Origin of the sequence: Virgisporangium aurantiacum, assembly GCF_016863635.1 — a bacterium.
GTDB classification, from domain to species: Bacteria; Actinomycetota; Actinomycetes; order Mycobacteriales; family Micromonosporaceae; genus Virgisporangium; species Virgisporangium aurantiacum.
In genome coordinates this window covers 25,243-46,544 of sequence record NZ_BOPG01000010.1, presented here as the reverse complement: position 1 = coordinate 46,544, position 21,302 = coordinate 25,243, and the positions used below count along the sequence as shown (strand labels likewise).

General features: G+C 68.1%; 22 protein-coding genes. 12 read left to right on the top strand and 10 right to left on the bottom strand.

From position 1 onward, the window contains the following. Window positions 1–214 precede the first annotated feature (214 nt). Window positions 215–421: a hypothetical protein gene (locus Vau01_RS07955; RefSeq protein WP_203988742.1), complete on the top strand. Its 207-nt coding sequence runs from the start codon at window positions 215–217 to the stop codon at window positions 419–421. A gap of 84 nt (window positions 422–505) precedes the next feature. Continuing rightward, window positions 506–1,147, top strand: a complete 642-nt coding sequence (locus Vau01_RS07950) for a DUF6928 family protein (protein ID WP_203988740.1) — start codon at window positions 506–508, stop codon at window positions 1,145–1,147. A 326-nt stretch (window positions 1,148–1,473) separates the two neighbouring features. On the opposite strand, the gene Vau01_RS07945 is transcribed toward Vau01_RS07950, so the two are convergent. Next, complete coding sequence (locus Vau01_RS07945) at window positions 1,474–2,256, bottom strand: hypothetical protein (RefSeq protein WP_203988739.1); 783 nt, start codon at window positions 2,254–2,256, stop codon at window positions 1,474–1,476. Between the two features lie 659 nt (window positions 2,257–2,915). On the opposite strand from Vau01_RS07945, the gene Vau01_RS07940 reads away from it, so the two are divergent. The 3 genes from Vau01_RS07940 to Vau01_RS07930 are packed head-to-tail and all read left to right on the top strand — an operon-like array spanning window position 2,916 to window position 5,379. Continuing rightward, window positions 2,916–3,971 (top strand): LacI family DNA-binding transcriptional regulator, encoded by a 1,056-nt coding sequence (locus tag Vau01_RS07940; protein ID WP_203988738.1) that lies wholly within the window; start codon window positions 2,916–2,918, stop codon window positions 3,969–3,971. A gap of 17 nt (window positions 3,972–3,988) precedes the next feature. Next, window positions 3,989–4,816, top strand: coding sequence for an arylamine N-acetyltransferase family protein (locus Vau01_RS07935; protein WP_203988737.1), 828 nt, complete (start codon window positions 3,989–3,991; stop codon window positions 4,814–4,816). Next, a complete protein-coding gene (locus tag Vau01_RS07930) occupies window positions 4,813–5,379 on the top strand; it encodes an NADPH-dependent FMN reductase (RefSeq protein ID WP_203988736.1) in 567 nt (188 codons plus the stop codon). Before Vau01_RS07935 ends, Vau01_RS07930 begins: the two co-directional genes overlap by 4 nt. Here the strand turns inward: Vau01_RS07930 and Vau01_RS65180 are convergent. Beyond that, on the bottom strand, window positions 5,321–5,803 hold the full coding sequence (locus Vau01_RS65180) for a cytochrome P450 (RefSeq protein WP_203988735.1): 483 nt from the start codon (window positions 5,801–5,803) through the stop codon (window positions 5,321–5,323). The genes Vau01_RS07930 and Vau01_RS65180 overlap by 59 nt on opposite strands. Window positions 5,804–5,951: 148 nt before the next feature. On the opposite strand from Vau01_RS65180, the gene Vau01_RS07920 reads away from it, so the two are divergent. Then, window positions 5,952–6,299 (top strand): antibiotic biosynthesis monooxygenase family protein, encoded by a 348-nt coding sequence (locus Vau01_RS07920; protein ID WP_203988734.1) that lies wholly within the window; start codon window positions 5,952–5,954, stop codon window positions 6,297–6,299. A gap of 1,015 nt (window positions 6,300–7,314) precedes the next feature. Here the strand turns inward: Vau01_RS07920 and Vau01_RS07915 are convergent. From Vau01_RS07915 to Vau01_RS07900, 4 genes are all read right to left on the bottom strand, one after another. Continuing rightward, a complete protein-coding gene (locus Vau01_RS07915; RefSeq protein ID WP_203988733.1) occupies window positions 7,315–7,536 on the bottom strand; it encodes a hypothetical protein in 222 nt (73 codons plus the stop codon). A gap of 440 nt (window positions 7,537–7,976) precedes the next feature. Continuing rightward, window positions 7,977–8,648 carry a hypothetical protein gene (locus Vau01_RS07910; protein ID WP_203988732.1) on the bottom strand — a complete coding sequence of 224 codons (672 nt, stop codon included), beginning with the start codon at window positions 8,646–8,648 and terminating at the stop codon, window positions 7,977–7,979. A 144-nt stretch (window positions 8,649–8,792) separates the two neighbouring features. Then, window positions 8,793–9,521: a hypothetical protein gene (locus Vau01_RS07905; protein ID WP_203988731.1), complete on the bottom strand. Its 729-nt coding sequence runs from the start codon at window positions 9,519–9,521 to the stop codon at window positions 8,793–8,795. 14 nt (window positions 9,522–9,535) lie between these two features. Then, on the bottom strand, window positions 9,536–10,033 hold the full coding sequence (locus Vau01_RS07900) for a sigma-70 family RNA polymerase sigma factor (protein ID WP_239151405.1): 498 nt from the start codon (window positions 10,031–10,033) through the stop codon (window positions 9,536–9,538). A 445-nt stretch (window positions 10,034–10,478) separates the two neighbouring features. Between Vau01_RS07900 and Vau01_RS07895 the strand changes: the two genes are divergently transcribed. Then, entirely contained in the window at window positions 10,479–11,357 is an 879-nt protein-coding gene (locus tag Vau01_RS07895; RefSeq protein WP_203988729.1) for an MOSC domain-containing protein, read from the top strand. Window positions 11,358–11,450: 93 nt separating this feature from the next. Here the strand turns inward: Vau01_RS07895 and Vau01_RS07890 are convergent, their stop codons facing one another. Both Vau01_RS07890 and Vau01_RS07885 read right to left on the bottom strand, forming a co-directional pair. Beyond that, on the bottom strand, window positions 11,451–12,617 hold the full coding sequence (locus Vau01_RS07890) for a hypothetical protein (RefSeq protein ID WP_203988728.1): 1,167 nt from the start codon (window positions 12,615–12,617) through the stop codon (window positions 11,451–11,453). A gap of 256 nt (window positions 12,618–12,873) precedes the next feature. Next, window positions 12,874–15,126 carry an ATP-binding protein gene (locus tag Vau01_RS07885; protein ID WP_203988726.1) on the bottom strand — a complete coding sequence of 751 codons (2,253 nt, stop codon included), beginning with the start codon at window positions 15,124–15,126 and terminating at the stop codon, window positions 12,874–12,876. 307 nt (window positions 15,127–15,433) lie between these two features. Between Vau01_RS07885 and Vau01_RS07880 the strand changes: the two genes are divergently transcribed. Beyond that, window positions 15,434–17,251: an AfsR/SARP family transcriptional regulator gene (locus Vau01_RS07880; protein WP_203988724.1), complete on the top strand. Its 1,818-nt coding sequence runs from the start codon at window positions 15,434–15,436 to the stop codon at window positions 17,249–17,251. On the opposite strand, the gene Vau01_RS07875 is transcribed toward Vau01_RS07880, so the two are convergent. Both Vau01_RS07875 and Vau01_RS07870 read right to left on the bottom strand, forming a co-directional pair. Beyond that, on the bottom strand, window positions 17,206–17,427 hold the full coding sequence (locus Vau01_RS07875; RefSeq protein ID WP_203988722.1) for a hypothetical protein: 222 nt from the start codon (window positions 17,425–17,427) through the stop codon (window positions 17,206–17,208). The two genes, Vau01_RS07880 and Vau01_RS07875, sit on opposite strands and share 46 nt — an antisense overlap. Before the next feature lie 86 nt (window positions 17,428–17,513). Further along, on the bottom strand, window positions 17,514–17,738 hold the full coding sequence (locus tag Vau01_RS07870; protein WP_203988720.1) for a hypothetical protein: 225 nt from the start codon (window positions 17,736–17,738) through the stop codon (window positions 17,514–17,516). A 129-nt stretch (window positions 17,739–17,867) separates the two neighbouring features. Here Vau01_RS07870 and Vau01_RS07865 point away from each other — a divergent pair, with 129 nt between their 5' ends. From Vau01_RS07865 to Vau01_RS07850, 4 genes are read left to right on the top strand one after another with little or no spacing between them, the layout of a single operon-like run. Further along, window positions 17,868–18,383, top strand: coding sequence for a MauE/DoxX family redox-associated membrane protein (locus tag Vau01_RS07865; protein ID WP_203988718.1), 516 nt, complete (start codon window positions 17,868–17,870; stop codon window positions 18,381–18,383). A gap of 24 nt (window positions 18,384–18,407) precedes the next feature. After that, window positions 18,408–18,947 (top strand): thioredoxin domain-containing protein, encoded by a 540-nt coding sequence (locus tag Vau01_RS07860; protein ID WP_203988716.1) that lies wholly within the window; start codon window positions 18,408–18,410, stop codon window positions 18,945–18,947. Then, a complete protein-coding gene (locus Vau01_RS07855; RefSeq protein WP_203988715.1) occupies window positions 18,944–20,779 on the top strand; it encodes an ABC transporter ATP-binding protein in 1,836 nt (611 codons plus the stop codon). Before Vau01_RS07860 ends, Vau01_RS07855 begins: the two co-directional genes overlap by 4 nt. After that, the gene (locus Vau01_RS07850) at window positions 20,776–21,243 is read left to right on the top strand and encodes a S26 family signal peptidase (protein ID WP_239151404.1); all 468 of its coding nucleotides are present in this window, start codon (window positions 20,776–20,778) and stop codon (window positions 21,241–21,243) included. The genes Vau01_RS07855 and Vau01_RS07850 overlap by 4 nt, the downstream gene beginning before the upstream one ends. The last annotated feature ends 59 nt before the right edge of the window (window positions 21,244–21,302 follow it).

The following is a 21,302-nucleotide window of genomic DNA, read 5'->3' as shown; positions in this document are numbered from 1 at the left end:
TGCGTGTCCCGCCCACAGTTCGGCCTGATCGCGGACGTGCTCGGGGGTGTCCCGATTGGGGTGCTCCCGCCACTTGGCCTGCACTACGAGCTCCGCTTGCGCGCCCGCCAGGGTGGTGTCAACTCCCACCATAACTAGGGTGCCCTCCTGGTCCGGGTGGTGTCAGCACTGACCTACAAGCGGTGCTGGTGGAGACCTCCAAAGCCAGCTGGCCGTGACCGGTCTCGTGGGTAGCCTGCTGGTCGTCGATGGCGGCGAGGACGATGGCCGGGTCTCCGGCCGCGCCGTGCTCGTCGAGCTGTCGACCGCGGTCTCGGCCGCCGCGCTGCGCGACCTAACCAACGTCGGCCGCTTCACCGGCTGTGGCGGCGCGAAGCAGAACGACCTTCGGACCGATGATCGGCGGGTCGAGACCACCTGAGCAGCGCCCTATCAACGGCTACGTGCATCATGATGCTGCATCGTTGCCCTCTCCGCGACGGCGGAGACAGCCGAAGGAGCAGGATTGGGCGCGAAGACCGCATTGCTCGCCTTTACCGATGGCGACTTGTGTCCGGCGTTGCTCGGCGCCACCCGTTGCGACCAGGCCGAGGCCGAGGAACTCGTCCGCGAGGTCCATCCCGGCTACGACGTGACGCCCATCGGCGACGGCACGCTGCTCCACAACACCGACCCGCCGGACGACATCACGTACGCCACCGTGCTGGCCGGGGCAGAACTGCTGTGCGACGGCCGACTCGTCCTCGATCGCCCCTCGCACCTGCCCGAGCACCTGCGCACGGCCGGCGCCGGGCGGCGGATCATCATGCACGGGATGCACTCAGTAGCTGACTGGCTCTGCTTCGCGGTCTGGGAAGACGGCACCCTCGTCCGTTCGCTGAGCCTGTCCCCGGACTCCGGCATCATCGAGAATATCGGCGAGCCCTTCGTCTTCGAGCGGCCGTACTGGGCCGGCGAACACCCCGTCGAGCCTGAGCACGGCTGGCCAGACGAGGAGCCGTATCCGCTGCCTTTCCACCCCCTCGAACTCGGCGAGGACGCGCTACGAGGGCTCTTCGGCTTCATCATCGAAGGCCACCCCCGCCCCGACGACGTCGATGCAGAAGCCACCCACGTACACGGGTTCCGCGTCACCGACCCCTCCTGAAACGAACAAGCCGCCTCTGAAGCCGCGTACGAACACACTCGACGGACCATCGGACCGCCGGGGAGATTCTGGATGGCCGTCGACGGATTGAGTAACGTTCTGAGATGCTCTGCGGCCGCGGTCTTGTGATAAGGCATCGCTCGTCGCACCGAGCGTCGGCTCTCGAATCTCCGTAACGCTAGGTAGCGGACGACCAGCGGCATATCAGTGCGCTTCCGTCGCCGTCCAGCACGGCGCAGCATGATTGAAGACCTCTGGACGGATGACGTTTGACAGTGCTACCGACGCTGCCTACCTCGCCATAATGGCCGGCGGATAGGTCCTCATCAGGAGCTCCGCGCGTCTGGAGCCAGCCGGTCGCGGTATTTGGCTGGTAGCCGTTCGCGGTCGGGGTCCAAGAATTCGATGAGGTCGACCAGCGCGTTCTGCAGCCGGATGAGGCGGGTCTGGTTGTCCCGATCAGGGTGGACGAGATCGTCGACGTTTCTACGGAGCCGGGCGAACCAGGCCCCGAATGTGGCGTCGGTGTCGAGGCGTGCGCAGTATTCGACGTAACCGATGGACTCGTGCCGGGCGGCGTCGGCCGCATCTGTCTCGGTCATCATCAACTCGCCGATGGCGCGTTGCTGGCCGCGGAACAGTTGCCATGCTTGTGCCGCCCACCCCCTGGACAGGGTTCGGTGACTGGCCTCGATGAGTTCGACGAAGGTTCGGTTGCGAGCGATTCCGCGTAGGTCGAGGAAGCGTAGATCACGCCGGATGATCTCGGCCCAGCACAGGTATTCGGCGAGGACGTAAACGGTGTAATCGCGGGCGTACCGCCGTGTGTCGGGGTCGTCGTCGGTAAGGTAGCTGGCCAGGAAGTCTTTGTTGACGATGTTGTAGAGGCGGGCCTGCAGATTGTGCGCCGCACCGAGCAGAGGCTCACGGTAGCGGCTGAGCATGGCTTCGGCCTGCTCGGCCTTGTTCTGGGCGCGGTCCTGGACTTCGATTGACCGATCGAACTGCCGGACGCGCCGCGCCGACCACGCGGTCGCCCAGCCTACGACGACGGCTCCGAGCAACGACACCACCGCGGACACGGTGCTGATAACCACCTCTGGACTCACGCCGACATCCTGCCGAGTCTGTTCAGTGCGCGAGTCCCGGCGTCATCTTCCGTGCAATTGCCCCTCACCCAGTCATTTCACTCGGCCCGACATCGTGGAGCATCAGAGGATTCCCGAGCCGCCAGGGAACCCTAAGAAATGGCCCGACGTCTCGATGTCGCTGATGGTGCGGCCTTTCTCGGCGGGGTCACGCCAAGATTCTCGGTGATCATCGGAACCCGACGTGTCGATGTTGGCCCCAAGATCCCCACCACGAAGGTTGAAATGGCCCGACCTCCCACCAGCCGAGACGTCCCATAGAGATCGCCAAGGGGGCCAGTTCAAGCCGTCATGCGCGGCCGAGGTGGGTCCAAATCAAGCCGTCCTGGTGGAGCCAAATGAAACCGTCATAGCCAGCCCGGCTGCGCGGCGTGCGGATCTGGTAGCCGAACGTAGTGCATCCGATCTTGAGGTACAGGCGCCTCGACCTCAGGGATTTGAGGTGCGAAGGCGAAAGCGGTGCGCGGACGCCTCGACAGCCATCGTGGCGCTCCCCGTATCGAGCGGCTCACAGTAGGCGGCGGCCATGGAAAACGACCGCCGGTTCACGCGTCGAGTGGACGCGGCGCCGAACGGCCGCTACGGTCGAAGGACGTTAAACGATTAACAAGGGAAGGATCATGGACGGACGGCTCACTCTGAAGACGGTCGCCGCAGCGGCGGGCGTATCCACGGCGGCGGTGTCGTACGCGTTCAACCGTCCGGGACGGCTGTCCGAGCCGGTGCGCGAGCGCATCCTCGCCGTGGCGCGGGAGCTGGGCTACGCCGGTCCGGACGCCGCGGGACGCACCCTGCGGACCCGGCGCGCCGGCGCGATCGGCGTCATCTTCACGGTCGGCCTCAGCTACGCCTTCTCGGACCCGTACGTGCTAGCAATGCTTAGCGGCCTCACCGAGGTGGCCGAGCCGGCCCGCACGAGCCTCGTCCTGATTCCGTTCGACCTCGGCGCCGACGGACACGACGATGACGGGCTACGGGAGGGACTGGTCGCGGTGCACCGCGCCGTTATCGACGGTGCGATCGCCGACGGCCCGGCCGACGACCACCCCGCGGTGCTGGCGCTGGCCGCCCGGAACATCCCGCTGGTGCGATCCTCTACGACCGCATCGGGACCGAGCGTGTGCATCGACGATCGCGCGGCGGGGGTGGACGTCGGTCGGTACCTGGCCGGCCTCGGTCACCGCGACGTGACCGTCGTGGTCGCCTGCCCGCAGCCGCCCGGCGTGCCGGTCCCCGTGGTCGACGAGGCCACGCTGTACCCGTATTCGGCGCTGCGACTGGCCGGCATCCGGGAAGGGCTCGGCCGCCGCGCGCGGGTCCGCGTGGTCAGCGGCGGTCGCAACGCGCCCGAATCGGGACGCGCGGCCGCGGCTCTGGTCCTCGACGGTGACCGGCGCCCGACGGCCATCGCCGCCGACAGCGACATGCTCGCCGCCGGCGTGCTCGACGCGCTCCGCCAGCGCGATCTCGAGCCGGCGCGCGACGTATCGGTCTCCGGCTTCGACGACTCGTCGCTGGCCGGACCGGCCGGCCTCACCACGGTTCGTCAACCCGTCCGGGAGAAGGGCCGGCTGATGGCCCGGATGCTGCTCGACCCCGACTTCACCGAGCGCCGCGTGATCCTGCCGACGGAACTGGTCGTGCGGTCGAGCACGGGACCGGCGACACATCACTGATCCGGAAGGAACTCTCCATGTCGAATGACCAATGGCACACCCGGCGACTCGACCTCGACGCCTATCTACGCCGTGTCGGGTACACCGGCTCCCCGGAACCCGACGAGCGGACACTGGAGGCATTGCACCGCGCACACATCGCGTCCATCGCGTTCGAGAACCTCGACGTGATTCTCGGCCGGGGTATATCCGTCGACCTCGTCGACGTCCAGGACAAGCTCGTCGAGCACGGCCGCGGCGGCTACTGCTACGAACACGCTGTTCTGTTCGGCGCGGTACTCGAACGGATCGGTTTCCGCGTCGACCGGCTTCTCGCCCGCACCGGCGACCCGGCCGAGCATCCGCGCCCCCGCTCGCACATGGTGCTCGGCGTCGCCACCGGTCCGCGCCGGTGGCTTGCCGACGTCGGGTTCGGGTCCGGCCTGCTCGCACCGCTGGCGTTGTCCGCCGACGGCGTCCACCGTCAAGGCGGGTGGTCGTACCGGCTACTACGGGGAGACGACGGAGCCTGGCGGCTGCGCGAGCACAATGGCGACACCTGGACGACCTTGATGACGTTCACCGAGGAACCGCAGTACCTCGTCGATGTCGAGGTCGCCAACTACAACACCTCGACGAACCCGAACTCGCCGTTCACCCAGCGGCCGGTCGTGGTGCGCAAGGACGACGCGTCGGTGCGCAGGCTCCTCGGTCGCGAATACAGCATCGAACGACCCGGCGAGCCTACCCGGCAGCGCCTGCTCGCCGACGACGAGGTCGCCGAGACGCTCACCGGCGAGTTCGGGCTGCCACTAACGCCCGCGGAGGTCGCCGCGCTCATCGACGACAAGGTGGTGGCACGGTGAACCCCGAACCGTTGCGCCTCGCCGTCGTCATCGCCAGCGTCCGCAAGGACCGGGTCGGGCCCAGCGTCGGCCGCTGGTTCCTCGGTCGGGCAGACGCGGCCGGTTTCCGCGACGTCGACATCATCGACCTCGCCGGGCTGAACCTGCCCGACGACCTGGCCGGCGGCGGCGACTCGGAGCTGTTCACCAAACGCATCGACAGCGCCGACGCCGTCGTCCTGGTGACGCCCGAGTACAACCGCGGCTATCCGGGCGCGCTGAAGACCGCGATCGACACCGCCCTGCCGGAATGGCGTGCCATGCCGATCGGATTCGTCTCCTACGGCGGCGTCTCCGGTGGCCTCCGCGCCGTCGAACAGCTCCGCAGTGTCTTTGCAGAACTTCACACGGTCACGATGCAGGCGACCGTCGGCCTGCCCTACGTCTGGGACCAGTTCGACGACACCGGCGACCTCCGCGAGCCCTCGCGGGCGAACTCCGCCGCGACCACCCTGCTGCGCCAGCTCACCTGGTGGGGCCACATCCTCCGGGACGCCCGCACCGCAGCCCCGTACAACGGCTGACCCACCACGACGACGGTGAGACGAATCCACAGTGACGTTCAACCGCAGGGCGACGTGGCAGAGGATTCCGGACCTGTGTGGCCAGCCGCGTTGCCCACGCCGGTCTCAACGCCGGTCGAAGACGGCCCGCAGGTTCGTTGGCACGCGCTCGTAGAGCCGTCGATGCGCGGTGAGTTGTCAGGACTGCGGCTTCGATTCGGACGAGCGACATGCCGAGACAGACGTGTCGACCATGGCCGATCGCCAGGTGTGGCGCTGCGGGGCGGTAGATGTCGAACGTGTCCGGATCGGCGTAGCGTTCCGCGTCGCGGTTGGCGACACCCAGGTGCGCCACGACAACCGAGCCGGCACGGATCGGGACACCGGCCAACGCCGTGTCATGTCTGGCCATCCGCCACACACTCGGCGTCGGCGGCGTGGGCAACGGTCTGGCAGATAAGTGATGGGCTCGGTATGAACCGGTTGCGGAGCCGACAATTGTGGGTGATCACGGCATGCGAGCGACTGTGGTGCACAAGGAGACCCTGTCGCATCTCAGGGCTCAGGTCTGATGGATTTCGATGGAGGTAGCTATGATCTGCCGGATCTGGCGTGGGTGGGCCACGCAGGAGAATGCGGACGAGTACGAATCGATCGTCCGTGGCCAAGTCATTCCCGGTATCGAGGCGATGCGCATCCCGGGTTTCCAGCACATCGATCTCATGCGTCGCGATCTTGATGACGAGGTCGAGTTCCTGACCGCGATGTGGTTCGACGACATCGACTCGATCCAGGCGTTCGTCGGAGAGGACTACGAGGTGAGCCACGTACCGGCGGAAGCACAGGCGGTACTGTCGCGCTTTGACCACCGGTCAAGCCACTATGCGGTACTTGAGAGGCGCGCCCAGCGCGATAACGATGCGGGACAGTCCAGGAGTTAGCAGATCCTGCGGTCGCTGAGCCTGGGTGGCGGCACCTTCACCGGCACTCCACAAGACAGCCTCGACTGCGGTGACGTCGACGCGACCGATTCCTGCGCATCTGCGGGCGAGTTTGCCGCGGAGGCGCGCCTGCTCGGCGTTCAATCCGATGCGGGTCGCGGCATCGAGCCCGGTCTCCAGCGACAACGCGCCGTCTGGACCGGCATGCCGGGTGCCGGCGATCGTAGAGACGCGAGGACCGGCAGGATCCGTTGGGTGAACTCGACGGATGCGAGCACCGTGAGGGGTGCCAGTTCGCGGATCGATCGTCTGGTGCGTATGGCCCAGCTCCGGTGGGGTGGGCGGTGATCCCGGCCAGGTGCACTTTCCGTCGTTCGACTTCGACGACGAACAGCACGTACAGGCGGGTCAGGCCGACTGTCTCGACGGTGAAGAAGTCCGTGGCCAGCAGCCCGTCCGCCTGTGCGCGCAGGAACTGAGTCCAGGCAGGTCCGCCTCGGCGCGGTGCGGGGCCGAGGCGACCGGCACTCGCCGACGATGCGGACATATCCCCAGCGGGGGTTCTCGGCGGCCAGCCGCACCAGGAGCTCCACGGCCCGGTCGTCGAGACCAGGATGCCGCGGCCACGGCTGCCGCGGCCGGTGTGCGGGAAGGTCCAGCGGCGGGCGATCAACTCGCGGTGCCAGCGCAGCAGCGTCGCCGGGGGTCACCAGGAAGGCCGGCCACCGGTTGCGTGGCAGCATCCCGGCCAGGGCGGCGAGCAGAATCCGATCCGCTGGCGTGTACCGCGGCCGGACCACCTACCGTTGCAGCACCGCGAACTGATGCCGCAACACGGCGATCTCGACCTCCTTCGCGTCCGGTGTCGGGCCCACACCGAGCACGCCCAGCAGCCGTCCCAGGGGCCATCAACGGTCTGCGACCCGTCTGATCACTCCGGCCGCGCATGCAACCCACCCCGAGCAGCTCGCGGCAGATCCGGACGGCAGCGTGTACAGCGCATCCTGTTGGCGGATCAGCAGCCGATCATCTGCGACTGCGCAAGGTCATCGAGATCCGGCAACATCACGGTTGGTTCTACCCCCGGCTCGATCCCGCAAATGACCGGAACGATCAAATACTTAACTTGTCCTTCCAGCGCCACGACGAAGGGCCTGTAGTCCCGACCATGACGCCAATGCAGGCATCCGATGTGTCCGAACCGTGTCACAATCCCGACCAGATCGAAACCGCCCATCTCTCGGTCATCTGGCGCGGCGTATAGAACTCCAACGTGCCACGGACGCCCCTCTCCATCGGTGCCCTCGCGCCTGCTCTGAGTCATGCGTACAACTCGGTTGCCATTCCTCAGTGGTGCGCCAATTGTCGCGGACTCCCAAGCCCTTGATCTGGTTGTCCACCAATCGAACGTTACGAAGTTGCCTTGGGACGTTCCCTTATCCACGAGCCGGGCTGCATGGCTCCAATCGATCGCTGGAGGCTGCTTTCGTGCGTAGACACTTTCGTTCTCGTAAGACCACCCTTCCCATCCCAGCGGGGGCCAGTACGTGAAATCCAACTTTGCTCCTGTTGTCAGTCTCGGACCTGGACGACACAGTCAACGGCTCCGCCCCAGATTTGGCCAGATCGCCTCCTTCTCGTCATTCCTAAACCGTGGATGAACCTCGGCAGGCAAGATCACGGCCCGATCAAAACCGTCACGTTGTACGTTCCAGTGTTGTCGGGAGTGTACTGGTCGTTGTAGCCGAGAACGATCGTGCCGGCGGACTCGGCTGTGACGGCACGGGTGCTGCCGACCAGGAACCATTGTCCTGAGCCGATGCGGGCGATCAGGGCGCCGACGGGGGCGTTGGGTAAGGGTGCGTTTGCGTCCTGTTTCGATGTGCATCTGTGGGCTCCGAGCCAGCGGTGTCCGTCGGGCTCGGTTTGCGGGTACCCGGCGCAGTCGGGTGCGCCTTCGTAGCCGTATCCGACTCGGCCGGAGGCCTCGAACCGAACTGTCCCTCCTGCGGATATGCGTACACCGGTATCTATTCCGGTGAGGGGATCGACAGTCCCCGGCAATGTGACGTGAGTTGAGGAGGGCGTGCCGCTGGGGGCCACGGCGGTCGGGGCGGCATCGATCTGGATGGTGTCTTGTGATCCGCCATCGCGCGACTCGATCATCATATCCAGAGCCGGGATCGCACGCAGTACGACGGAGAGCAGGCCGAGCGCGTTGCGGGACACGGCAAGGCCAGCAAACTTGACGGTCTGACCGACGCCGATCCACTGCTCGTCGGCTTTGTCGGCGATCCGGTCCGCGATGCATCCCGCCCCAGCTCGTCCGCGGAGATGAGCCAAACTCACTGCGGACGGCCTCCGCGGAGTACACGATCGAGGAGCTGACATCTCCAACGGCGTCGGCTGGCCAACACGATCGGGGCCGCGTGGTCAGCTTCGTCATGGCCTCCTGTCGGTGACACGAACGTCATCGAGCCGAAGCGACGGCCACTACCTGAGTTGTGCGGCGACGGCGTCGACGATCTGCAGGAACTGCTCCGCCGACAGCACCGATCCGCTCGCCTCGGGAGTGTGATGGATGATGATCACCCGGTGACCCGGCAGTTCGACCGCGGCCCGGACCAGTCGGGAACCATCCTCGATCTTGCCACCATCGAACGTCATCATGTCCCGACCACCAGGCGACGTGCCCTGGACACAGCCGGTCATAGCAGGAGGACACGTGAGGGCGGGGTCCCTCGTCGGTGAGGCCACGCCGCCCACCGTCATCACGAAGATGGTCCCGGCCCGCCCGCCCGCTTCGAGCTTGCCGGAGCCCGTCCACTGTTTCGTTCCGTCGTCGATGAACTTAATGTTGAGTGGGCCGACCCAGACGGCACCGGCCGCAACGTCCTTCGTCGCCTTCTCCAACAGCGCGGCCAGCTGCTTGGCGCTCGCGTCGCCGTCGGTCCTGGTGTCGGACTTCAGCTGGAACCGGTTGTCCGGCGGCGGGGGCGCCGCGCTGGTCGGGGTCGCCGCGTCTTTGGCCACCGGCGGCGTGTCGACCGGTGGGTTGTTGCCGATCAGAACGGCGCCAGTCAGTCCCGCCACGACGAGGGCGGTGGCGGCGACCCCGATGCGTCGTGTGGTCCGGGTCCGGCGCACCCGCCGTTCGATGACATGGGAGTCGATGGTGGACGGCGGTGGTGTTCCGATGATCTCGTCGAACTGGGCACGCATGATCGCGGGTCCTCTCAGGTGGAAGTGGGCGAGGTGTTGCGGAGCTGTTCCAGCGCGCGGGTGCATTGGCCGCGTACGGTCGACGGCGTGACGCCGAGGATTCCGGCTGTTTCCTCGACCGAGTAGTCCAGGTAGTAGCGCAGGATCACCGCTGCCCGCTGGCGGGGGCCGAGAGTCTCCAGCAGCTGCGCAAGCGGCAGCCGATCGATCACCCGCTCGTCCTGGCGGTGCGCGGTGACGGGCCCGGTCTCCGGCACGGTCCCGGTCGTCCGTTCCCGCCGCCACCACGCCCGCCGTCGTTCGGTCAGCCAGCACCGCGCGAGGATCTTCTGCGCGTAGGCGTCCGGGTTGTCCGACCGGCGGACCCGCGACCAGTGCTGGCACACGCGCATCACCGCGTCGCCCACCAGGTCGTCGGCCAGATGCCAGTCGTCGCACATCAGGTAGGCGCTACGTCTCCACCGGTCGAGTCGGGCGGCGACGAAGGTGTGGAAGTCGTCGGTGGTTGCCAACAGGTCCCTCCTTGGGGTGGCGTCAACGCTCTTACGACGCGCATGACGTTGCGTGGCGCTGCACGCCGGCCAGCTGAACACACCGGCAGGGTTGACCGGCCGGGCACTCAGCATCGACAGGCCGGTCGCGGTCTTGGCCAGGTGCGGCCATACATGACGGGGTGCGGGATTTCCAGCGGTGCTCCTCCGAGGGTCAACGCGAGCACGGCGGCCACAATCAGCTTGATCGGCTGAGCACATCTGGCCGCGATTGGCTCGGTCACTCGAGGCGGGATGAGGGTTGGTCGGCGGGGCGCCGATTCATGATTACGAGGGCAGCGCTGGGCGGCACCGCAGGATCTGTGAAGGAGCCGGACTGCCATTAGCCCGCAAGGATGGCGTCCGGCTCTTCGACCGTGCTTGAGATGGCGGCCGTCCACTGCCGGTCGCTCGGCGGCGTTCGAGGGTGCCCGAGCGCCTGCCGTATGTCGGTCAAGCTGTCGGTCGGCCTCCGCTACGCTGCGGTGTGACCGGTCGAGTTGAACAGATCGTGACCTATCCGGTGAAGGCCGCGCGGGGTACGGCGTCGGCGACCGCGAAGGTCGAGCCGTGGGGACTCGCAGACGACCGGCGGTGGGCGATCGTCGACGACCGGCACCGGACGGTCGACGTGGTCAACTGCCCGGCGATCATGACCATTACACCCCACGTCCAGGCCGATGGAGGGCTGATGCTCACCGCGCCCGGGAGGCGGCCCGCGCTGGTTGCGCTGCCCGGACCGCAGGCCCCGCGCATCGCAGTTGGATCCGCAGATCTCGATCTGTCCGTCGCGGGCGCCCCGGACGTCGATGCCTGGCTGGCAGCTGTACTGGGTCGCCCCGCTCGGCTGGTCCGGCAGGACGAGCCGCATCGCAAACCGATGTCCGCCGACGACGGTGGACGCGACGGAGATGTGGTCAGTCTCGCCCATGCCGCACCCGTGCTGCTGACCTCGATCGTCTCCCTCCACCAACTGGACCGCTGGATCACGGCAGGAACCGAACCGGCGCCGCCACCCCTAGACGTCATGCGATTCCGGCCGAACATCGTCGTGGACGGATTCCCGGCCTTCGCCGAGGACTCCTGGCGAAGGGTCACCGTCGGCGACGTCGGCTTCCGCGCGTCCGCGCCCTGCTACCGATGCGCCGTCACGCTGATCGACCCCGATACGCTCGCCCGCGGCAAGGAACCTCTCCGCACCCTGGCCCGGCACCGCAAACACGGCAACCGTCTCCACTTCGGCATCTGGCTCGTGCCGGCAGGCGACGGCGACCTACACGTCGGCGATGCCGTCACGCCAAGCTGAGCCGTCCAATTGTCAAAGACCGGTGCGCGCATCCGCGAGCAGCGCACATGAAATTGTGCTAAGGCGTCCTGCATGGCCGAAATATGACGGTCGTCAGGGATTGCGGCGGGTAGCGCTGGAAAGCGCGTTCAGCACGTGATCGCGGTGAGGAGCGTCGACAGGGATGAGGCTGAGTGCTGCGGCTGCGGCGAGACCGATTTGGATGCTGGTCAGCGCGGCGCCGGTTGCCGCGACTCCGGGTATGTGGGGAAGACCGATGGCGGCGGCGGTGAGGACGCTGGCGGGCAGGATGCCTTTGGCGAGGCGGACCACGATCGCTGGTCGATGGGGATCGTCCTCGTCCGTGGTTACCTGCGACCAGTCGCCGCGGGCAAGCGCGGTGACGAGCCCTACAGCGTCGCTGACGACACGGTCGTATTCGTGTAGGTGGTCGTCATGGATCATTCGGACTTGTAGCTGTCGGAGGTGAGCGGTCAGCCGGCTGGCCTTGCTCGCGGCATCGGCGATGACCGCTGTGCCGAGGCCTAACACTGGTGCGGCGTTTCGTATCTCCCAGTCGGTCCGGATGATGAGGGTCTCCATCTCTCGAACAGCGCCCGCGCGGAATCGGGACTGTCGGCATCGTGTCCGCACCGCGTGTAGGCGGTGGAGCAGTTCCATGATCCGCACGGCTGCCAGCTGTGGCGGCATCGGCCAGCCTCCAGGCCGGGCGGCCCAGGGGCGGATCACCCGACGGCGTGTCAGGGTCAGCGCCGCCTCGCGCAGCGCCAGTAGGGCCATGAAGATCGATACAGCCGTGACTGCCGCGCCGAGACCGCGCGTGAGCCACGCATTGGTTGATTCGACCAGTGCGACGGCGACAGCAGCAGTGACGAGTGCGGCGAACGTGATTCCGACGGGGATCTGGGCCCGCCGAATCAACCTGGCGAACTTGGGTCGCGTTTCCAGACCCCGGAAGTGTCCATAGGTCACCACTATCGCCGCGATGGTGACGAGGTAGATGCTCCCCGCTGACAGTCGCGAGCCCGGTGCCGCTGGCGGAAGCCACCCGACAGAAATCCATGCCGGAGCTACCACGCACGCAATACCGGACAGTAACCTGAGCAGGTCGTACAAGCGCCATGGTCGAGCCAGGGTCAACGCGGCCTGCTGAATGGCGAAGCTTCGCAGAATCGGTCGTAGCACCTGCCGTACAGCAGGGTCAGGGAACGGCACCTCGACAAGGGTCTGGAGCGCAGACAGGTAGTTCGTGCGCGCCACCCCGAGTACCCGTAGCCGCTGACGTGCTCGACTCCGGCGCCCGGCAGAGATCAGCAGGCGGGCCACATGAGATTGGAGGACCGGCATCCCGCAACGTCAGCCTCGGTCGGCCCGCGATGTCAAGCCAAGACGTCCACGCTGAAAGTCAGTTCACCGCGACCTCGACAGCGGGTGATGCGCACGCCGATGCCGGGGCGTCGCTCCGCTGTCAAGAGTGGATCCGGCGGCCAGCCGCGAGCGCTTGCACTCCGAGCGATCATCGGCAGTTGCGGAGTGTGTTGCGAACAAGGTCGGCGTCGGGGTGGCTCAGCTCGTCCAGGATGGTCAGCGCCTGTTGCCAGGCTTGCTGAGCGTCGTCGTGGTGGCCAGCGGTGTGGTCGGTGTGGCCCAGGTTGGCGAGTGATTCGGCTTCGTGGTAACGGTCGCCCAGGTCGCGGTAGAGGGTAATGGCGTAACGGTAATGGTCGATGGCGTGTTCGCACTCGCCGAGGTGGCGGTAGATGTAACCGAGGCTGTCGTGGGTGGCTGCTTCGCCTGGGCGGTCGCGGAGCACTTGCTGGATGGCCAGAGCCTGCTGGCACAGGGTGACGCCTTGGTGGGGCTCGCCGAGGTGGGCGTGGCACCAGCCGGCGGCGTTGAGGGCGTTGGCGTGTCCGGGCCGGTGATCGCATGCCTGATACAGGCCGACGGCCTGCAGGGCGTGGTGTAGTGCGTCGCGATAGTTTGTCTGCCGCTCGTACATCGCGGCGAGATTCTGATGGGTGTCGGCCTCTCCCACCCGGTCCCCGCATCGGCGGTACAGATCGAGGGCCAGGTCAAATTCGCCTCGGGCCTCGTTGGTGCGGCCAACTTGGCGGTAGGCGCGGGCGAGGTAGCGGTGGGCGAGGGCTTGCGCGGCCGGGTCGCCCAGCCGTTGGGTCGCGGCGAGGGCGTGACGCTGGACGGCGATCCGGTCGTGCCAGTGGCCCTGCCGATCGAGAAAGTCGGCGAGGGTCCAAGCGAGTTGCCATGGATACGGGTCGAGCCGATTGTCTGCTGCGTAGTCCACGCTGGCGAGCAGCGTCTGGTAGTCGGTGGCGAACCAGGCCAGCGCGCGCCGGTGGTCGAGCAGGCGCTGCGGTGTCACCCCCGGTTGGGGAGGGCTGAGGGTGATCGGGTCTCGATGCGGGTACAGGAGCCTGGCTGCCCCGTAGGCGGTGTGCAGGTGGTGGTCGAGGATGCGCCGTGTCGCGGCGTGCCGTTGGTCCTCCGGGTCATGGACGTACGTGAGTTGGTGGGCGTACCCGCGGAGCAACTCGTGGAAGGTGTACCGGCCCGGTGCGTGCTCACCGAGGAGGTTGGCGTCGACGAGTTCGATCAGTAGCGGCCGGACCTGGTTGGTCGGTAGGGCGGCGAGGCTGGCTGCGGCGGCGAGGGTGATGTCTGCGCCGGGGGGCAGTCCGAGCAGCCGGAACAGCCGTGCTGCGGCGCTGGTGAGCGTGTCGTAGGACCACGAGAACACGGCACGTACGTCGGTGGCCGGATCGGTGGTGGCCAGGGCCTCCAGCCGGGTGCGGCGGTCATCCAGGTCGTCGACCAGTGCGGCGAGCGGGAGACGAGGGTGGGTCGCGGCGCGGGCAGCCACGATGGCCAACGCCAGCGGGAGCCGTGCGCAGGCGGAGATGATCTTTTCGACCGAGTCTGCCTCGGCCTCGAGCCGGGCGGCGCCGAGGCGGTGGGCCAATAGGTCCCGCGCTTCGGCAGGAGACAGCACGTCCAGGCTGACGGGGTGGGCTCCGTCGCCGGCGACCAGACCGGTGAGTCGGTTTCGGCTGGTGATCAGGGCCAGGCAGTTCGGCGAGCCGGGCAGCAGTGGCCGTACTTGTTGCGAATCGCGGGCGTTGTCCAGGACGACCAGCACCCGCCGGTCGGCGATCATGCTCCGGTAGAGCCCCACCTGAGCGTCGGGGTCGGTCGGGATGTGATGAGACGGCACGTGGAGGGCGTCGAGCAACCGGCGGGTGGCTTTGGCAGGGCTCATTGCGGTACCCACGGAGTCGAAGCCGCGCAGGTTGATATATAGCTGGCCATCGGGGAACCGGTCACGTACCCGGTGGGCCCAGTGCACCGCCAGGGCGGTTTTGCCAACGCCGGCGGTGCCCGACAAGGCCGAGATCACCACGGCGGTCTGTGCCCGTCTATCCAGTTCTGCGAGAAGTGCGTCAAGCTCGGCCAGCTCGGCTTGGCGGCCGGTGAAGCCGAACACGTCCGGGGGCAGCTGTGCCGGTGTCACCACGTTGACGGGCTGACCGGTCGACGCTCCGGCTGCCACCTCGCAGAACCGGTCGCGGGCAGGGCCGGTCAAACCGAAGGCATCGGCGAGCAGCCGTATGGTCGTCGGCCGGGGTGACGCGATCCGACCTGCCTCCAGATTTCGGATGCTGCGTGACCCTAGACCCGACTTGTCTGCCAGCTCCTGCTGGGTCAGGCCAAGCCGCTGCCGGTGCGTGCGAACCAGCTGACCGAACATCCCGCTCCTCCGCCGCGGATCCACAGTGCTCGGCGAGGCACAAGGCCAAGGTGGGCAACCGGCGCCCGGAAACTGCCGCTGAGTGGCCGCCGGCCTACCTCCCGCCCCGTCCGATCGTGCATCAGAGTGGAACTCGAGTCGAGCGAGTAGTGAGCGGAACAACCTGCCCAAACCTGGCGCTCGGCCGTTCGGTGTCAGCACGTCTGTGGCGATCGCTCGTAGTCGATCATCGACCGGGCGTACTGGTGGTTTGTTGCATCGTGGGCGGACGGATTCTTCCGGACGTCGGCATGGGGAGGTCGGGCCGGTGCTGACTATCGGAATTCTCGGCTCGGTGGAGGTGGCGGGCGCCGCGCGACTGTGCGGGATCAAGCCGAAGGCGCTACTGGTGGCGCTTGTGATGTGCGCCAACGAGTGTGTGTCGGTCGAGCGGCTCGTGCGTGTCCTGTGGGACGGGGAGCCGCCGCGCTCTGCGATCGCGAACCTGCGCAGCTACGCCTGCGGGCTGCGGACCGCGCTCGACCCGGCCGGAGCGACCGTGGTCTTCGAGGCTGGCGGCTACCGGCTGCGGGTGGCGCCGGAGCGATGTGATCACCTGACCTTCGGCCGGCTCGCGTCCGCGGGCGGCGCGGCCTGCGCGCGGGGTGAGCCGGCGGTCGCCGTCGACCTCTTGACCCGGGCGCAGGCGCTCTGGCGGGGTTCGGGGGCAGCGGCGGGTGTTCCCCGCCATGGCCCGCTGGGTTGCTGGCTCGACAGCCTGGACGAGGAGCGCCTACGCGCGGTGGAGGACCTGGCCGAGGCGCGGCTCGCCGCAGGCACGCCGCGTGACGCTGCCCGGGATTTGGCCGGCGTGCTCGCGGTGGCGCCGTTACGGGTGCGGGCCTGGCAGCTGCGGATGCTGGCACACCACCGGCTGGGTGAGCACGATCTGGTGGATGCCGTGTTCCAGGACGCTCGACAGGTATTCGGCGCTGAGTTGGGTCTCGACCCGGATCCGGACCTCACCCGGACACACCGGTCCCTGCTGCGGTGGAACGCGACCACGCGCAGTCCCGCACCGGTCCAGCTCGCGCCGTCACCGGTCCGGCTGGTCGGCCGCGATGCGACGGTGAACGCCGTTGTCGACGCGGTGCGGGCACGGGAGGTCGGCCGAGGACCGTACGTGGTGGTCGCCGACGGGCCGGTCGGCGTTGGAACGTCCGCGATGGCGTTGCGCGCCGCGCACGAGCTCGCCGACGACTTCCCCGACGGTCTGCTGTACATGGATCTCGGAGACCTCGGTGCCGACGACCCGGATCCGGTCGCGCGGGTGCTGGGCCGACTGTCACGGCTTCTGAGACCGCACGAGCCGGCTGTCGACGCGATCGAGGCGGCCGCCGTGGTCCAGCGGTTCACAGCCGATCGGCGGCTGCTGGTCGTCGCCGACAACGTCGCGGTCGCTGCCCACGTCCGTCCGCTCATGGCCGTCGGTACGGGTTGCTGTCTGCTTGCGGCCAGCGTCAGCCCGCTCGGGATGGTCGACGCCGACCGTCGCGTTCACCTTGCCCCGCTGGCCGACGCCGAGGCGGTCGACCTGCTGGCCGAGCTGCTGGATACCGACCGGTCCAGCCGGTCCGACCTGGACCGACTCGCCCGCGCGTGCGCAGGCCTGCCGCTGGCCCTGCGAATCGCGGCGGCACGTCTGATCGACCAGCCCGAGCTACCGGTCGGGGTACTGGTGGACCGGGTGCTGGACGACCGAAGGGCGCTCGCGGAGATGGTGACCGACGGTCTCAGCCTCCGCTCCCGGCTGGGCGCGGCGCTGCGGGCGGTCGACGACTGCGTACGGTCGGCGCTGCCCTGCCTTGTAGCGCCCGGTGAGCTCGACATGGTGGACATCGCGCGTCGCCTGGGCCGTACCGGGCCGGCCTGCCAGACGGTGCTGGACCAATTGAGCCGGATCCACTTCGTCGTCCCGGTCGGCCCGGACCGGTTCCGGTTACCCAGGTTCGTCCGGCTGTTGGCAACCGAACTGGCCGCCGGAGATGCCCCCCGACGCGAGCCGTCGAGCGCGGTCGAGGGGCACGTCGTCGCCGGTCGCTACACCGAGCAGCAGCCGGAGAACTGCCAGTTGCCGCAGCCGTAGCAGGTGTTGCAGACGCGCCGGTAGTTCTGCACGTACCACGGGCTGCTGTTGCTGACGCACCTCGATACGCCACAGTCGTTCTGGACCAGGTCCTGGCATGGCGGCCCGGCGGCCGCGGTCAGTTTCGGCACGAACAGGCCGAGCAGGCCGTCCGCCACCGACCGGAATCTGAGCATCGATCTCCCCCTTCGCCGTGTCCGGCCGCGAGATGCGGCCGGCGGAGCCGTTGAGCGTTGTCGAGGGGCACGCCGTCGCCCGGTCGTTACACCGAGCAGCAGCCAGCCTGCCACCCGTACCCGCAGCCGTAGCAGGTGTTGCAGACGCGCTGGTAGGCCTGCACGTACCACGGGCTGCTGTTGCTGGCGCACCGTGCGCTGTACGCGCACCAGTATTCGATCAGGTCCTGGCATGGCGGCCCGGCGGCCGCGGTCAGTTTCGGCACGAACAGGCCGAGCAGGCCGTCCGCCACCGACCGGAATCTGAGCATCCGTTTCCCCTTCGCCGTATCCGGCCGCGAGATGCGGCCGGCGCGAGGAGACGCTACGAGTCGAGCCGACAGACTCGATACAGCTTGCGTTGTACGCGAACTGGCGTCGCTGTCCGTATGGTCCGGTTCATGAAGTACCTGGAAGTCGTTTGCCGCTGTGTCGTCGGGCTGACCTTCGCGGTGTCGGCCGGCAGCAAGGTCGCCGGTCCGCGCGCGTTCGGCGAGTTCGTCGGCATGCTGCGGACCACTCGGCTCATCGGCAATGGAGTGCTGCGGCCGGCGGCGGTCATGATCGTGCTGGCCGAGATGGCCGTCGCGGTGGCGCTTGCGATCGGTGCGCCGATCGGCTACCTGATCGCCGGGCTGCTATTGACAATCTTCATCGGCGCGATCGCGGTACTGGTACGGCGGGAGACGGCGGTGCGGTGCCGGTGCTTCGGCCCGGCCCGCGCCCGGCTCGGCTACCTGGACCTGGCCCGCAACGGCGTGCTGTGGGTGATCGCCGGTGCCGGTCTGCTGGCGTGGCTGCTGGACGGGCACGCACCTGTGGCATCCGCGGGCCAGGTACTGGCCGCCGTCACCGGTGTCATCGTCGCCGGCCTGCTGATCTACCTCAACGACCTCGTTGAGGTATTCGTCACCTGAGTAACGGACCTGGAAGGGGTACCGATGTCGATCCTTGTCGCAGCCGTCGTTCTCGTCGGCGGGGTGGCGCTGGTCAATCTGCTGCTGACCTACGGAGTGATCAGGCGCTTGCGGCAGCACACCGAGCTGCTGTCGCAGCGCGGCGGACGGAACGTCGGCGACGACATGGTCCTACCGGTGGGCACGCCGGTGGAGGACTTCTCGGCGGTGGCCGACGACGGCACAGTTGTGTCTCCCGGACTGCTGTCCGGCCCGACGTTGGTGGCGTTCTTCGCTCCCGGTTGTCAGCCGTGCGCCGAACTGCTGCCGCGCTTCCTCGCGACGGCGGCCGCGACCGATCGGCCGGCGATCGCGGTGGTGACCGACGGCGACCCCGCTGAACAGGTCGGCTACCGCGAGCGGCTGTCGGCGGTGGCGACCGTGGTATCGGGAGCGCAGGCCGCCGTGGTGAGCGAAGCGTTCAAGGTTCGCGGATTTCCGGCGCTGTGCCTGGTCGATGGCGGCGTCGTCACCGACTCCGGACGGCATCTGTGCGACACGACCACCATGCTGGCACCGGTATGACACCGGGGGAGAGCGGGGTCTCGTGGCCGCGTGCCGTCAGCTCCGCGCTCGCGCTGTGCCTGAGCGCCGCACCGGTCGCACTGTGCGGCGTCATCGCGCTCTCACTGGCCGTCGCCGTGCTGCCGGTGGCCACCGCCTGGCTGGTCAAACATCTGCTGGACCACTTGACCGGTACGGTGCCGTCGTGGCAGGAGGTGTCGGCACTGGCGGGGGGCTTGGTCGTCGCGGGGCTGCTCAGCGCCGTCGAACCGCATGCCTCCCGGTACGCCCAGGCGGAACTCGGCCGGCGGAGCAGCCTCGCCGCGCAGGACCGGCTGTATCGGGCGGTCAACCGGATCAGCGGTCTCGCGCCGTTCGAGAGTCCCGCGTTCCTTGACCGGTTGCGGATGGCGGAGCAGGCCGGACTCGCCACCCCGGGGCAGCTCACGATGGCCGCACTGACCCTGCTGCGTAACTGCGTCACCTGCATCGGCTTTGTGGCCTCGATCATGGTGATCAGCGCGCCGCTGACCGCCATCGTCCTCTTCGCGGCCGGTCCGGCCTTCCTGGGTGAGCTGCGCCTCGCCCGGGCGCGGGTCGGTGCGCTGGTCACGACAACCGGCATGCAGCGCCGCGAGTGGTTCTACGCCTCGCTCCTGGGCGATCCGCAGGCCGCCAAGGAGGTCCGGCTGTTCGGCATCGGCGATCACCTGCGCACCCGGATGCTGGGGGAGCGGGCCGCGATCAATGTGTTGCAGCGCCGGCTCGACCGCCGGACCGTCGCCGTCCAGGGCGGCCTCGGCCTGCTCTCCGCCACGGTCGCGGGCCTGGCTCTGGGGTGGGCGATCTGGTTGACGACCTCGGGTGGCATGACGATCGGCGAACTGTCGATGGTGCTGGCAGCGCTGGCCGCAGTTCGGGGCAGCCTCGACTCGCTCGCTTTCGGCGTGGCGGCGTGCGTCCAGCACGTAACGATCTTCCGGCACTACCAGGGCGTCGTCGGAGCCAGCGGCGACCGCCCCGGTGCCAAAGCCAGTGCCGGTACCGGGGCCGGCCATGCCGTGCCGGGTTTGCGGCGCGGGATCGAGCTGCGCGACGTCTGGTTCCGTTACTCCGAGGACCATCCATGGGCGCTGCGCGGCGTCACACTGACGATTCCGTACGGCGCCTCGGTGGGCATAGTGGGCGCCAACGGCGCGGGCAAGAGCACCCTGGTCAAGCTGCTGTGCCGGTTCTACGACCCGACCCGGGGCAGCATCCTGTGGGACGGCGTCGATCTCCGTGACCTGCCGGTGGCCGACCTGCGCCAGCGGATCAGCGCGATCTTCCAGGACTTCATGCGGTACGACATGACCGCCGCCGAGAACATCGCCCTGGGTGACATGACCGCCGACAAGGCCACGATCGAATGGGCCGCCGAGCTGGCCGGTGTCCACGGTGTCCTGACAGAGCTTCCGCAGGGGTACGACAGCCTGCTCGGCCGCTCGTTCGGCACCGACGACGGAGTGAACCTGTCCGGTGGGCAGTGGCAGCGTGTCGCGGTCGCCCGCGCACTCGTCCGCGAGAGACGCGATCTGATCATCCTCGATGAACCGACCTCCGGACTGGACGCCGCTGCCGAACACGAGATCCACGCCGGGCTGCGTCGTCACCGCGGGGATCGGACCAGCCTGCTCGTCTCGCATCGGCTGGGTACGATCCGCACCGCCGACATCGTCGTCGTCCTGGACGACGGGCAGATCGTCGAACGTGGCGACCACGATTGGCTGATGGCCGCCGACGGCGCCTATGCGCGCCTGTTCCGGATGCAGGCAGAGGGCTACCTGCCGACCGCCACGGTCGACGCGCGATGAGCGTGATAGGCCTGGTCATGGTCGGAGTGCTCGCCGTGGTGGTTGGTGGCGCCACGCTGGCGTGGCTGCGTCGATACCTCGTGATTGTGACGGTCGACGGAGCGAGCATGCGCCCGGCGCTCGAACCGGGCGACCGGCTGATCGCGCGGCGGGTTCCGCGCGCCCGCCTTGCGGTCGGTCAGATCGTCGTCGTCGAATGGTCTCCGGTGCGGATGGGCGATCGGTACGGCGGCCCAGGTGCACCTGCCCCGACCCGGTGGCTGGTCAAACGGATCGCAGCCCTCCCTGGCGACCCAGTCCCGGTCGAGCTGCCCTGGACCGGTCGGGTGGCACCTGGCCAGCTGGTGGTTCTCGGCGACAACCGGCCTGCCAGTGGTGACTCGCGCCAGCTCGGGTACCTACCGGTCGGCCAGGTTCGCGGCGTGGTGGTGCGCCGGATGGGCCGGGCGTCGATGCCTTCGTGATTGGAGGCAAGATTCGCCTTTGCGCCGGTGTCGTTACGTGGTTGTCGTTGCGGGGGTGG

Coding starts and splice junctions, on each gene's coding strand:
- Vau01_RS07920 (WP_203988734.1), top strand. CDS start 5,952: ATGATCTGCCGGATCTGGCGTGGGTGGGCCACGCAGGAGAATGCGGAC.
- Vau01_RS07935 (WP_203988737.1), top strand. CDS start 3,989: ATGTCGAATGACCAATGGCACACCCGGCGACTCGACCTCGACGCCTAT.
- Vau01_RS07905 (WP_203988731.1), bottom strand. CDS start 9,521: ATGCGTGCCCAGTTCGACGAGATCATCGGAACACCACCGCCGTCCACC.
- Vau01_RS07855 (WP_203988715.1), top strand. CDS start 18,944: ATGACACCGGGGGAGAGCGGGGTCTCGTGGCCGCGTGCCGTCAGCTCC.
- Vau01_RS07940 (WP_203988738.1), top strand. CDS start 2,916: ATGGACGGACGGCTCACTCTGAAGACGGTCGCCGCAGCGGCGGGCGTA.
- Vau01_RS07870 (WP_203988720.1), bottom strand. CDS start 17,738: ATGCTCAGATTCCGGTCGGTGGCGGACGGCCTGCTCGGCCTGTTCGTG.
- Vau01_RS07865 (WP_203988718.1), top strand. CDS start 17,868: ATGAAGTACCTGGAAGTCGTTTGCCGCTGTGTCGTCGGGCTGACCTTC.
- Vau01_RS07875 (WP_203988722.1), bottom strand. CDS start 17,427: ATGCTCAGATTCCGGTCGGTGGCGGACGGCCTGCTCGGCCTGTTCGTG.
- Vau01_RS07915 (WP_203988733.1), bottom strand. CDS start 7,536: ATGGGCGGTTTCGATCTGGTCGGGATTGTGACACGGTTCGGACACATC.
- Vau01_RS07850 (WP_239151404.1), top strand. CDS start 20,776: ATGAGCGTGATAGGCCTGGTCATGGTCGGAGTGCTCGCCGTGGTGGTT.
- Vau01_RS07860 (WP_203988716.1), top strand. CDS start 18,408: ATGTCGATCCTTGTCGCAGCCGTCGTTCTCGTCGGCGGGGTGGCGCTG.
- Vau01_RS07885 (WP_203988726.1), bottom strand. CDS start 15,126: ATGTTCGGTCAGCTGGTTCGCACGCACCGGCAGCGGCTTGGCCTGACC.